14 protein-coding genes are annotated in these 12,347 nt (G+C 65.5%); 8 read left to right on the top strand and 6 right to left on the bottom strand.

Annotated elements, in window-relative coordinates:
• From EOA36_RS12990 to EOA36_RS12975, 4 genes are all read right to left on the bottom strand, one after another.
• A partial coding sequence (locus EOA36_RS12990) for a 2-dehydro-3-deoxygalactonokinase (RefSeq protein ID WP_127277983.1) occupies positions 1-667 on the bottom strand: 667 nt, incomplete at its 3' end.
• Positions 664-1,431: an SDR family oxidoreductase gene (locus EOA36_RS12985; RefSeq protein ID WP_127277982.1), complete on the bottom strand. Its 768-nt coding sequence runs from the start codon at positions 1,429-1,431 to the stop codon at positions 664-666. The genes EOA36_RS12990 and EOA36_RS12985, both read right to left, overlap by 4 nt.
• Positions 1,432-1,597: 166 nt before the next feature.
• The gene (locus tag EOA36_RS12980; RefSeq protein ID WP_127277981.1) at positions 1,598-2,947 is read right to left on the bottom strand and encodes an EAL domain-containing protein; all 1,350 of its coding nucleotides are present in this window, start codon (positions 2,945-2,947) and stop codon (positions 1,598-1,600) included.
• 118 nt (positions 2,948-3,065) lie between these two features.
• Complete coding sequence (locus tag EOA36_RS12975) at positions 3,066-3,950, bottom strand: LysR family transcriptional regulator (RefSeq protein WP_127277980.1); 885 nt, start codon at positions 3,948-3,950, stop codon at positions 3,066-3,068.
• 118 nt (positions 3,951-4,068) lie between these two features.
• On the opposite strand from EOA36_RS12975, the gene EOA36_RS12970 reads away from it, so the two are divergent.
• Both EOA36_RS12970 and EOA36_RS12965 read left to right on the top strand, forming a co-directional pair.
• Complete coding sequence (locus EOA36_RS12970) at positions 4,069-4,794, top strand: SDR family oxidoreductase (protein WP_127277979.1); 726 nt, start codon at positions 4,069-4,071, stop codon at positions 4,792-4,794.
• A 5-nt stretch (positions 4,795-4,799) separates the two neighbouring features.
• Entirely contained in the window at positions 4,800-5,141 is a 342-nt protein-coding gene (locus EOA36_RS12965) for an Atu4866 domain-containing protein (RefSeq protein ID WP_127277978.1), read from the top strand.
• A 15-nt stretch (positions 5,142-5,156) separates the two neighbouring features.
• Here the strand turns inward: EOA36_RS12965 and EOA36_RS12960 are convergent, their stop codons facing one another.
• Positions 5,157-6,950 carry a GtrA family protein gene (locus EOA36_RS12960; RefSeq protein WP_127277977.1) on the bottom strand — a complete coding sequence of 598 codons (1,794 nt, stop codon included), beginning with the start codon at positions 6,948-6,950 and terminating at the stop codon, positions 5,157-5,159.
• Positions 6,951-7,114: 164 nt separating this feature from the next.
• Here EOA36_RS12960 and EOA36_RS12955 point away from each other — a divergent pair, with 164 nt between their 5' ends.
• The 3 genes from EOA36_RS12955 to gshB all read left to right on the top strand — a co-directional run bounded on the left by EOA36_RS12955 (position 7,115) and on the right by gshB (position 9,507).
• Complete coding sequence (locus EOA36_RS12955) at positions 7,115-8,116, top strand: glycosyltransferase (protein ID WP_127277976.1); 1,002 nt, start codon at positions 7,115-7,117, stop codon at positions 8,114-8,116.
• A gap of 3 nt (positions 8,117-8,119) precedes the next feature.
• Entirely contained in the window at positions 8,120-8,494 is a 375-nt protein-coding gene (locus EOA36_RS12950; RefSeq protein WP_127277975.1) for a GtrA family protein, read from the top strand.
• A 71-nt stretch (positions 8,495-8,565) separates the two neighbouring features.
• Complete coding sequence (gshB, locus tag EOA36_RS12945; RefSeq protein WP_127277974.1) at positions 8,566-9,507, top strand: glutathione synthase; 942 nt, start codon at positions 8,566-8,568, stop codon at positions 9,505-9,507.
• A gap of 101 nt (positions 9,508-9,608) precedes the next feature.
• On the opposite strand, the gene EOA36_RS12940 is transcribed toward gshB, so the two are convergent.
• Positions 9,609-10,529, bottom strand: a complete 921-nt coding sequence (locus EOA36_RS12940; RefSeq protein WP_127277973.1) for a LysR substrate-binding domain-containing protein — start codon at positions 10,527-10,529, stop codon at positions 9,609-9,611.
• A gap of 103 nt (positions 10,530-10,632) precedes the next feature.
• Here EOA36_RS12940 and EOA36_RS37245 point away from each other — a divergent pair, with 103 nt between their 5' ends.
• The 3 genes from EOA36_RS37245 to EOA36_RS12930 all read left to right on the top strand — a co-directional run.
• Entirely contained in the window at positions 10,633-10,803 is a 171-nt protein-coding gene (locus EOA36_RS37245) for a hypothetical protein (RefSeq protein ID WP_189343562.1), read from the top strand.
• A 31-nt stretch (positions 10,804-10,834) separates the two neighbouring features.
• Positions 10,835-11,443 carry a class I SAM-dependent methyltransferase gene (locus EOA36_RS12935; protein ID WP_127277972.1) on the top strand — a complete coding sequence of 203 codons (609 nt, stop codon included), beginning with the start codon at positions 10,835-10,837 and terminating at the stop codon, positions 11,441-11,443.
• A 225-nt stretch (positions 11,444-11,668) separates the two neighbouring features.
• A partial coding sequence (locus tag EOA36_RS12930; RefSeq protein WP_145969162.1) for a magnesium chelatase domain-containing protein occupies positions 11,669-12,347 on the top strand: 679 nt, incomplete at its 3' end.

Below are 12,347 nucleotides of genomic sequence, written 5' to 3'. Positions count from 1 at the left end.
AAATCGCACTGGGCGAGGTGACGTCACCACCCTCGCCCAGTGCGATTTCGCACCAGCGGCGGAAGAACGGATTGTCGGCAGCAACCGGGCTGGGATGTTCGCCCAGCGAATGGCGCAGGATCGAGTGCGCGGCAAGCACGGAAAACAGCTCGCCCGTCGGCCAGGTGCCAAAGCCGGTGACGGCGCCGTCCTCGACCAGCACCCATTTCGAATGGGTACCGGGCATGCAGACGAGATGGCGGCCCTTGGCCGGCAGGCCGGCGCCGGCCAACTGCGTTTCCTCGCCGCGCATGACGTCGGGCGCGTCGGCCAGGCGCTGGGCAAGGCCGGGAACGATACGGATGTCACGTTTCTGATCAGGCACACGGGCGGCGCCGCCGAGAATGGCGCCGAGCGGCGACGGCACGCTGACATAGGGCGCCTCGAGCCAACCCTGGCGCGAACCGGCCATGCCGCAGATGATGACGGGCAATTCCTCCGGCGCACCCATCGCCGTCAGATGGCTCTCCAGAACGTTGGCGAAGCCCTTTTCGCGCGCGGTGATCAGGCCGTCGTCGCCGCGACGCTCGGCAAGCACCTTGCCGGCGCCGTCGATCAGCCAGGCCCGGAGCCGGGTCGTGCCCCAATCGAGCGCGGCAACCGCCGGAACGTTGCTGGCTGGGCTCACAGGAAGCCTCCATCGACGATCAGCATCTGCGCGGTCAACATGCGCGAAGCGTCCGAGGCCAGGAACAGCACCGTGCCAACCATGTCGTCCGGCCGCATGACGTCCCTGATGCACTGCTTGGCGACATGGGCGGCGAGCGCCTGTTCGGTCACCCAGCGCTCCTGCTGCCGCTCGGTGATCACCCAGCCGGGCGCGACGGCGTTGACGCGGATGCGATCGGGCCCGAGCTTGCCGGCCAGCCCCTTGGTGAGGCCGAGTATGCCCGCCTTGGCAGCGGTATAGGCCGGCATGTCGGGATGGTTGATCAGGTAGGAGGTCGAGGTGAAATTGATGATCGAGCCGCCGCCGGCCCGCTTCATGCCTGACACCACCGCCTGCGCGGTGAAGAAATGCGGCCTGAGATTGATGGAGAGATTGTTGTCCCAGAATTCGACGGTGACGTCCTCGACTTCATGGCGTTCGTCCCAGGCGGCGTTGTTGACCAGCACGGTGACGTCGCCATGCGCGTCGGCGGCCCGGGCGGCTGCAGCGCGCAAGGCCTCGACGTCGCGCAGATCGGTCTTGAGGTAGAGCGGACGCCGGCCGAGCTCTTTCTCAACGCGGTCGGCGAGCGTGATGCTCGGCGCATCGGCGATGTCGATGAAGGCGACCTTGGCGCCCTGGCGCGTGAACCCTTCGGTCAACGCCGCACCGATGCCGGAGCCGCCGCCGGTGATCAGCACCGAAGCGCCTTCGAGGTCGGCAAACCGCGCCGATGGCATCATGATTTTCGTCTCCCGGGTCAACCGGCGCGCATCCTAGCCAGACACGTCCGGCGGGCAAGGGCGAAAAGACGCATTTTCGGGCTTATGTCTGACAAAAAGGCGATGGTGCCATGCTCGACCCGCGAAGTGGCGTCGCCACATGGCGGGCGGCGCCGAAGTCCTGGGCTCAGATCGCTTTGGCGCGCAAGGCGCCACGGAAGGAATCACGGAGGTAGCCCAATGTGGCATCGGCATCGGCCGGTTTGCCGAACAGATAGCCCTGTCCGCCGGCGCAACCGAACTGGACCAGCCGGTCGGCCTGCGCTTCCTCTTCGATGCCTTCGGCGACGACGTCCATGCCGAGCCCTTCGCACATGGCGAGGATGGCGCGGATGATGTGCTCGGATGGCCGGTCTTCGAGAATGGAGGCGACGAAGGCGCGGTCGATCTTGAGCTTGTCGAAATGGAATTCACGCAGCCGGCCGAGCGAGGACTGGCCGGTGCCGAAATCGTCGAGCGAGACGCGGATGCCGACGCGGCGCAGATCCTCGACGATCTGCGCCGCCGAGGCAGGGTCGTTCATCAGGCCGGTCTCGGTGATCTCGATCTCCAGCCGGCGCGGATCGAAGCCGGTGCGGTCGAGGATCGCCAGTATGTGCAGGCCGGTGTTCTGGTCGACGAGCTGCGAGGGCGACAGGTTGAAGGACAGGAACAGGTCCTTCGGCCAGCTCCTGGCGGCTTCGGTCGCCTTGCGCAGCACCAGCTGCGACAGCGGCCCGATGATGCCGCGCTCCTCGGCGATGGGGATGAAGACGGTCGGCGGCACCGCGCCGAGATCGCGATCGGTCCAGCGCGCCAGCGTCTCGAAGCCGATGGTGCGGCGCGTGGTGAGGTCGACGATCGGCTGGAAATGCGGCTCCACCTCCCCGGCGGAGACGGCGCGGCGCAGCGCCTGCTCGATGCGGGTGACGCGCTTGGCGGCCTCTTCCATCTCACGGGTGTAGACGACGACGCGGCCGCGGCCGGAACGCTTGGCATGGTAGAGCGCCGTTTCGGCCTTGTTGATGAGGATCTCGGTGGTCTCGTCGCCCGAATAGAACAGCGAGCAGCCGACCGAGGCCGAGAGCCTGGCGGTGCGCTCGCCGACATCATAGGGCGCCGACAGGATCTCGATCAGCATGCGGGATTTTTCAGCCGCCGCATCCTCCGAGAACACCAGCGGGTAGAGGAAGGCGAATTCGTCGGCACCGATGCGGCAGACCGTCGAATGGCCGTCCATCGAGGCACGCAGCCGCATGGCGACCTGGATCAGGATGTCGTCGCCGGCCTTGTGGCCGAACAGATCGTTGATCGGCTTGAAGCCGTCGAGGTCGAGAATGCCGACGGTGAAGGGCGCGGGATCGTCGGCGCGGTCGCTGATCAGGCGGTCGACCTTGTCGAAGAAGCGGCGATGATTGCCAAGCCCGGTCAACGGATCGGTGAACGCCAGATCCGTGCTTTCCCTGTTTGCCTGACCGGTGCCAAACGGAGCTTGCATCGGTGTCCCTGTTCGTCCCTGTTTTGTCGTCGGAATTTATTTCGAGACTGGCAGCAAACCCTTTAGGAAACGTATCGCTTGAATCGATTTTTCGAGACCCGCCAACGATCCCACGACGCTATCTGAAGCGCTGCAGGTGATCGACAAGCGCGCGCAGCTTCGGCGCCAAGTTGCGGCGGCCGGGATAATAGAGATAGAAGCCGGCAAAGCGTGGGCAGTAGGACTCCAGGATGGGCACCAGCTCGCCCCGGTCGAGCCAGGGACGGAAGCTCCGTTCCATGCCGAAGGTGATGCCGGCGCCGGCGACAGCGAGCCTGATCATCAACGTCATGTCGTTTGTCGTGATCTCCGGGGCGACGGCGACGCTGAACTCCTTGCCGTCGACCGCGAATTCCCATCGGTAGGGCGCAACCCCGGGAGCGGGACGCCAACCAATGCAGCGACGGGCCGCAAGCTCGCTCGGATGCGCAGGCTCACCAAATCGATCGCGGTAGGCTGGCGCGCAGACAGCCAGCTGCCGCTCGTCACCGGCAACGGGAACCGCGATCATGTCCTGCTCGATGACTTCGCCCAGCCTGACGCCGGCATCGTATCCCTGGGCAACGATATCGAATTCATCGTCCGTCACCGTGATGTCGATCTGAACCTCCGGATTGGCCTCGGCGAAGGCTGCCAGGAACGGCCCTGACAGGAAGCCCTCGGCGATCGACGAAACAGCGAGCCGCAACTGCCCGCGCGGGCGCCCACGCAAGCTGCCGGCGGCCTCGACCGCGGCACGCATGTCCGCGATGGCCGGCGCGATTTCGGCGCGGAGCCGCTCCCCCGCCTCGGTGAGGCTGACGCTGCGCGTCGTGCGCCGCACAAGCGCTATGCCGATGGTCTCTTCCAGCCGCCTGATCGTCTGGCTGACGGCCGAGCGGGTGACACCCAGCCGGTCAGCGGCGGCGCGAAAACTCCGCTCCTCGGCGACAAGCGCAAAAACGGAGAGCGCGTTGAGATCCATTGGTTAGCGTGGCTTTCCATAGCGTCAAGAAATGGCTGTCTTAACGCGACAATGGGGCAATTCTATCTTCCTGGCAACCGACGCAAGGCGGCGGTCAATCCAGGAACAGGAGACAAGCATGCCCCTCGACAAGACCGTCCTCATTACCGGCGCATCAAGCGGAATCGGCGCGGGGATTGCCCGCGAACTCGGCGCCGCCGGGGCGAAAGTCATGCTCGGCGCGCGGCGCACAGACCGGCTGGAGGCGCTCGCCGAGGAGATCACCGCGCACGGTGGGGAGGCCAGGATCCGCGGCCTCGACGTCACCGACCGTAACGATGTCGCTGCCTTTGCCGAGGCGGCGCGACAAGCCTGGGGACGCGTCGACGTGATCGTCAACAATGCCGGCGTGATGCCGCTTTCGCTGATGGCCTCCCTCAAGGTCGACGAATGGGACCGCATGGTCGATGTCAACATCAAGGGCGTGCTGCACGGGATCGCCGCGGTGCTGCCGGAGATGGCCGCGAGAGGCTCCGGCCACATCATTAACATCGCTTCGGTCGGCGCGCTCTCGGTCGCGCCAACGGCAGCGGTCTATTGCGCGACCAAATACGCGGTGCGGGCGATTTCCGACGGCCTCAGGCAGGAGAACGACGACATTCGGGTGACCTGCATTCATCCCGGCGTGGTCGAGAGTGAATTGGCCCATTCCATCACCGATCCGCTGGCGGCCGAAGCCATGAAGACCTACCGGGCGATCGCCTTGCAGCCGGACGCGATCGGCCGCGCGGTGCGCTTCGCCATCGAGCAGCCCGACGACGTCGATGTCAACGAGATCGTCATTCGGCCGACGGCCACAAGGTAGCGGCCATGACGTCGTCGTTTTCCCTGCTTGCATCGCTCATGCTTCTCTTTGGCGCGGTCCCCGTGCAGAAAGGTGTCGCCCAGATGAATCCCGACCAGCAAATCACTGCTCAAAGCCATCCCTATGCAGGCATGTGGGTGACAGCCGATGGCCATGTCCGTCACAAGCTGCTTCCAAATGGCCGGTACGACGAAGCGCGTGGAACCCGGGAGAGCGCGTATCGGGGGCGTTACGAAGTCCGGGGGCATCACATCGACTATTGGGACGATACCGGATTCACCGCCGATGGCACGTTCATCGACGGCGTGCTGCATCACGGCGGCATGATCTTGTATCGGAAGGAGTAGCGTCTGCCGGCTGGATCAGCCGCCGAGCCGGACGCGGTAGAGTTCCAGGGGGCTGCCACGGGTCTCCGCCACCGGCTCCAGCCATTCCGGCACGCTGCCGCGCATCAGCCCGGCCAGAAAACCGTCCGGCGCCCTGGCAGCGAACAGCCGGCTTTCAGGGTTGTCGCGGCAGAGCGCGACAAGGCCGACATGGTGACTTTCGACGATGGCTTTGGCGTCGGTGGCCGAGCCCAGCAATGCATCGAACACGAGCAGGTCTCCGGCGACGTTGCGATGGTAGGGCCCGGCGAACACGCGATGACCGGTAAAGGCGAGGATGGGCGAGCCAAGATTGGAGATGGCAAGCACCGTGGTGGGGGCCATCGCGCCAAGCACGGCGAACGAGGCCTTGCTGTTGCAGGGCGCATCGATGCTGGCGTCCCTGGCGGGTGCAGCAGTTGCGAAGGCGCTCGAGGCAGCCTCGGCGGCACCCGACCAGATGGCATTGACCGAGATCAGCCAGGCCGCCGCCATCCTGAGTACCGAGCCGCTGGACGGGCTGGCTTCGGCCCGCTGCCGCCATTTGGCGATCCAGGCCGAAAGCGGGATCACCGCGAAGGCGATGGAGAAGGTCGAGCCGCGCACTTCCCAGGCGCTGACCAGGACCGCCACGACCAGCAGTGCGGCGACGAGGCTGTCCTGCCGCCGCCAGCCGCCATGGCTGAAACGGAGCGCCATCAGCACGATGGCCACCAGCGGCGTGGCAAAACGCGCCACGGCCCTTGCCGGATCGTCGACGACAAGCTGGACGATCGACTGCGCCTCCTCGATATAGCCGAGCCACATCTGCTGCAGGCGCGGGTCGAGATGGGCATAGGGCGCCGCCAGGCATTGCGGGAACAGCAACGCCACGACGAGGGCGAGAGCGACGGCAAGCAGGCCAAGCGACATCAGGCGCTGGGCGGCCGTCGCGTTGGCTGCCCTCCATGAAGCAATGATTGCCAGACCGGTGCCGGCAAGCGCTGTGACGGCGAACTGCACGACCGAGAACGTGTCGCACTGGGCCTGGCCCCAGGACGAGACGGGGATGGTGGCGGCGAAGACCAGAGCCGAGACGCCGGCGACGCCGAGGCCGAAATCCCTGGCGATCAGCCTTTCGGCGTCGCCATTGCCGAGAAACAGCAGAGCGACGACGGCGCCGAGGGCCCCGGCATAGGGCGCGCTTTCCATGCCGATGGCCAGGGTCAGCGTGGCGCAGATGCCCGCGACAAGGGCAGCCGGCCGATACGTGGGCGCCTCGAGCAGCAGGGCCAGGCTCGCCAGCGTCAGCATCAGCTGGACATTGTGATGATCGAGCGCGCCTGGGGAAAAAATCCCGATGTAATACAAGGCCGCCCCGCCGACGACGGCGGCGGGCAGCACAGCGGGCGGGCCGGCGAAAGCGCGCGCGGCGCGGATGATGAACAAGACCGCGATAAAGAACTGCAGGGCCGGCCAGACTATTTGCACGATCTGTTCGGCCAGGGCGGCGCTGCCAGTCAGGCTCGAAACGGCAAGGATGCTCAATGCCAGCGGCGCGTCGAGCAGCCGCGACCAGTGCATGACGAAGCCGCCCTCCAGCCCCATTCTGTATTGGTGCAAGTCGAACCAGCCTTGGCCCGCCAGCAGGTCGCGGACTTCGACCAGTTGCAGCAGGCTGTCATTGTCGCCCGCCGGATTGGCCAGTTGCGGGAATCCCTGCTGGGCATTGAGGCCGAGCAGCAGCAAGGCGGCAAGCAACGCGAACGCGATATCGGACTTCCCTGTGGAAGTTCCCGTTGCTGTGCTCATGCCGATCGCCCTTGGCGGGAATGCCGGGCCTTTCCAGGCCAATCGACACTCGTGAAGTCGGTCTTAAACCTAGCCTTAACGGCTTCAATAAATAGTAAAACCGCCTGAACGCGGCCGGTTTCCGGAGCGCGACCGCATGGTCGACAAGGCATTCGGAGACGAAAATGCCGCAAGACATCAGCCATGAACCCGTCATCGCCGTGCTCCTGCCCTGCTATAATGAGGAGCTCACCATCGCCGAGGTGGTGCGGCGGTTCCGCGAGACGCTGCCCGCGGCAACCATCTATGTCTACGACAACAATTCGAAGGATCTGACGGCGCTGCGCGCCCGCGCGGCCGGCGCCATCGTGGTTCGCGAGCCGCGCCAGGGCAAGGGCAATGTGGTGCGGCGCATGTTCGCCGACATCGACGCCGACATCTACCTGATGGCCGATGGCGACGGCACCTACGCGCCCGAGGACGCGCCGCAATTGATCAACACGCTCCTGACCGAGCGTTGCGACATGGTGGTGGGCACCAGGCGCGGCGTCACCGACGATGCCGGCAGGGCCGGCCATGCCTTCGGCAACCGGGTCTTCAACAGCCTCTACAAATGGCTGTTCGGCAGCGATTTCACCGACATTTTCTCCGGCTACCGCGTCTTCACCAGGCGTTTCGTCAAGAGCTTCCCCGCCGTCTCCGGCGGCTTCGAGATCGAGACCGAAATGTCGGTGCACGCCTCGCAGCTCAAATTGCCGGTCAGCGAGATTGCGCTCGACTACGGCCGCCGGCCGGAAGGCTCGTCGTCGAAGCTGTCGACCTTCCGCGACGGCGCCAGGATCCTGTGGATGTTCGCCATGCTGATGAAGGAGACGCAGCCGTTGCGCTTCTTCGGCGCCTTTTCGCTGTTCTTCCTGGCCTCGAGCCTGTTCCTGATGGCGCCGGTGCTGGTCGAATTCGCCGAGACCGGCCTGGTACCGCGCATGCCGACCTGGGTGCTGTCGGTCGGCCTGCTGCTTCTGTCCATGCTGGCGGCGGTGACCGGACTGATCCTCGATTCGGTCTCGCGTGGGCGCGCCGAGCAGAAGCGGATCTTCTATCTCTCCATGCCTTCGGGCCGTGTCGAGCGCCGCACCGGCGACGTGGTTCGGAAGCCGCAACCGGGCAAGGCCTCGCGTGCGGCCTGACCGATGCAACGCATCGTCCGCTTTGTCTTCGCCGGCGGCATCGGCTTCGTCGCCGACGCGGCGGCGCTGTGGCTGCTGCTCGCCGTCACGCCGCTCGGACCCTTCGTCGCCCGCATGCTGTCGATCGGCTTCGCGCTCTTCGTCACCTGGCAGATCAACCGGCACCTGACCTTCTCGCCGTCGAGCAGAGGCGTGACACAGGAAGGCGCCCGCTATGGCGGCGTCGGCGTCGCCACCAGCATCGTCAACTATGCCGTCTACTCAGCCATCCTGCTGGTGCTGCCGGCGGCGCCACCACTGGCGGCGCTTGCCATCGCTTCGCTGGTGGCCATGACGCTGTCCTTCCTGGGTTACTCGCGGCTGGTCTTCGACCGTTAACGGCGTGGCCCGATTGGCAGAAGGCGCCGGGACCCTTATATCGCTTGCGTTGACTGCGCTGGGGATCCGCCATGAAGCTGAAAATCGCCGTCCAGATGGACCATGTCTCGACCGTGTCGATCGCCGGCGACACCTCGTTCGCGCTGTCGCTGGAAGCGCAGCGGCGCGGCCATCAATTGTTCCACTACACGCCCGACCGCCTGTCGCTGCGCGACGGCAAGGTGTTTGCCCGCATCGAGGAGATGCAGGTGCGCGACGAAAAGGGCAGCCACTACTCGCTGGGCGAAAAGGTTCGCACCGACCTATCGGAGATGGACGTCATCCTGCTGCGCCAGGACCCTCCCTTCGACATGAACTACATCACCACCACGCATATCCTCGAGCGCATCCATCCGAAGACGCTGGTCGTCAACGACCCGGCCTGGGTGCGCAACAGCCCGGAAAAGATCTTCGTCACCGAGTTTTCCGATCTGATGCCGGACACGCTGATCACCAAGGATCCGCTCGAGGTGGCCGCCTTCCGCAAGGAATTCGGCGACATCATCGTCAAGCCGCTCTACGGCAATGGCGGCGCCGGCATCTTCCATCTGCACGAGGCCGACCGCAACCTCGCCTCGCTGCTCGAAATGTTCGGCCAGCTGTTCCGCGAGCCCTATATCGTGCAGCGCTACCTGAAGGATGTGCGCAAGGGCGACAAACGCATCATCCTGATCGACGGCGAGCCGGTCGGCGCCATCAACCGGGTGCCGGCCGAGCACGATTCGCGCTCCAACATGCATGTCGGCGGCCGTGCCGAGAAAACCGAGCTGACGGCGCGCGAGCGCGAGATCTGCGCCCGCATCGGGCCGTCGCTCAGGGAACGCGGCTTCATCCTGGTCGGCATCGATGTCATCGGCGACTACATGACCGAGATCAATGTCACCTCGCCGACGGGCGTGCGCGAAGTGCATCGCTTCGGCGGGGCGGATATTGCCGCCCTGTTCTGGGATGCGGTCGAAGCGAAGCGGACATAATCCGTTTTCATTTTGTGTTAACCATGTTCCGCTTTTTGCAGCCGGCTACAACCGGGGCGCAACCGGTCCGGTTACCGGTTCCCCTGATGTTCCTGATTTGATCAAGGCTCTTCGACCCGGCGCTGTTCGCGCTCCCTGACATCAGCCGTCTCGGCCAGCACCCAGTCCCTGAACAGCCTGATCTTCGGGGTGTTGCGGCGGCTTTCGGAATGCACCAGCCAGTAGCCGTCGCCGTCGGACCCCATGGCCTCGAACGGCTGAATGAGCTGTCCTGTCGCCAGCAACGAGCTGTAGAGGTTGCGGGTGAGGATGGCGACGCCCTGATCGGTCAGCGCCGCCATCGCGTCGTAGGCCTGCGTGCCAAGCTCCGGGCCGGCTATGATGCGATCGGGCTCGAAGCGGGCGCCGGCTGCTTCGAACCAGATCTTCCACCAGGGATCGGTCGAACAGCATAGTGGCAGCTTGTAGAGATCCTCGGGCCGGCGGATGCCTCCCACGCTCCGCACCAGCCTCGGGCTGAGCATCGGCGTGTAATCCGCCTTGAACAGATAGTGGGCTGCCAGGCCCGGCCATTTCCCGGTGCCGGTGCGAATGCCGATATCCATGCCGTCGCGCCCAAAATCGGCCAGCCGGGACGATGTGTCGACTTTCACGGCAAGGTCCGGATGCATCAGCTGGAATGCTCCAAGGCGCACGGCGAGCCAGGTCGAGGCAAAGGTCTGGACCGTGGTGACCGACAAGACGCCGGTGGCGCCGCCCTTGGTCGCCACCCACGCATCGGCCAGCGCCGAGAAGGCACCCGATGCGTGCGGCGCCAGCTGCTCGCCGGCCTCGGTCAAGGCGATCTGCCTTGTTTTTCTTACGAAAAGCGGTGTTCCGGCGCGTTCCTCCAGCACCTTGATCTGGTAGCTCGCCGCCGACTGGGTCATGCCGAGTTCTTCGGCCGCCTTGGTAAAGCTGCCCAGCCGCGATGCGGCTTCAAACACCCTGATGGCGCCCAATGGCGGCAGGTCCCAGCTCATCACACATCAATCCTGTTGATGCATGATAAGCGACGTTCGATTGGAAGCCAAGAGCCGGCAAGCGCACACTCAAACCATCGACCCAACCCGAAAGGACATGGCCATGAACACTTCCACGCGGCGCCTCACAGTCCGTCATCCGATGCTGGACCTCTTCGTTGCTCCCTTCCGATCGCGGTCGCGCCGCCTGCTCGATCAGCGCGCGCTGTCCGACCATTTCAAGCGCGACATCGGCCTGCTCGACGGCCACGCGCCTTATGGCAGCATCCGCTAGACACGATTGGCGCCCGGAGACAGAGAGAATGATGACCGTGCCCGCGAAAGCCCTGGCGCAGAGCCGTCGGACGGTCGAGTCGTATGAGGACTACGCGGTCCGTTATGACGAGATTGTCGGACATGTTCCCCACCCGAACGACCAGGCCGCGCTCAAGCGCGCCGCGGCGATCGCCGGGCCGGGCGGCCGAATCCTGGAGATCGGGTCCGGACCTGGCCGCGATGCGGACTTCCTGGAGGGCCTCGGCGTCAAGGTCCGGCGGACCGACGCGACGCGGCGCTTTCTCGAACTGCAGGCAGGACGCGGCAAGACCGGCGATCTGCTCGATGTGATCACCGACGAGCTTGGCGGTCCCTATGACGCGGTGGTGGCGCTTGCCGTGCTGATCCATGTGCCGCGCGACCAGATCGACCCGGTTCTGGAGAAGATCGCGCGGGCGTTGCGGCCCGGTGGTGCCTCTGTCGTCTCGATGCGCGACGGCGACGGCGAAACGAGCGGCAGATACCATACGGTCGACTGGCGCAAGGACGCCTTCGCGGCGCGCATCGAGGCCGCCGGCATGGAGCTTGTCAGCCACAGCTTCCGCGTCGGCAGGAAGGAGCGAGGGTGGAACACTTTTCTGGCGGTGAAGCCGTCGTGATCTGCACGGACTCCCGGAACATTCGCCTCCATCCTGCGCGGCTCGCATCGTCACGCGCTCGGTGAGGCGCCTTGCAGGCTGTTGCGAGCCCGTCGACGGTAGGCGCACGCCTCTCTTTGTTCCTGTATTGTTCTTGCCTTGGGCTAAAATCTGTGGTTGTCTCGCGTTGACGTCGCTCGCGGCCGGCTCACAAAGGCTGGGGAGAGACGGCATCGGGGGCAAAGAATGGTGGCGCGGGTTCGTACGGTCGCTTTCCAGGGCATCGAGGCCGTGCCGGTCGACGTGCAGGTGATGATCGCGCCCGGCAAGGTCGGCATCCAGATCGTCGGACTGCCCGACAAGGCGGTGGCCGAGAGCCGCGAGCGGGTGCAGGCGGCGCTGCATGCGTCGGGCCTGTCGATGCCGTCGAAGAAGGTCACCGTTAACCTGGCGCCGGCCGATCTGCCCAAGGAAGGCAGCCACTACGATCTGCCGATCGCGCTTGGCCTGATGGCAGCACTTGGCGCCATTCCGGGCGACATGCTGGCCGGCTATGTCGTGCTTGGCGAACTGTCGCTCGACGGCACGATTACCGCCGTGGCCGGCGCGCTGCCGGCGGCGATCGGCGCCAATGCCGAGGGCAAGGGCCTGATCTGCCCGTTCGCCTGCGGACCGGAAGCTGCTTGGGCGGGGCGGGAATTCGACATTCTGGCGCCGCGCAGCCTGATTGCCATCGCCAACCATTTCCGCGGCACGCAGGTGCTGTCGCGGCCCGAGGCCGGCATCCGCGCCGCGCCGCGCGACCTGCCGGACCTCGCCGACATCAAGGGCCAGGAGACGGCCAAGCGGGCGCTGGAGGTGGCGGCCGCCGGCGGCCACAACCTGCTAACATTGTGGCTAATTAAACGGCGCCGCACTATGATCG

This window comes from Mesorhizobium sp. M8A.F.Ca.ET.021.01.1.1, assembly GCF_003998025.1.
GTDB lineage: Bacteria > Pseudomonadota > Alphaproteobacteria > Rhizobiales > Rhizobiaceae > Mesorhizobium.
Note: the sequence above shows the minus strand (reverse complement) of the source record. Positions and strands in the feature narration are given on the sequence as shown.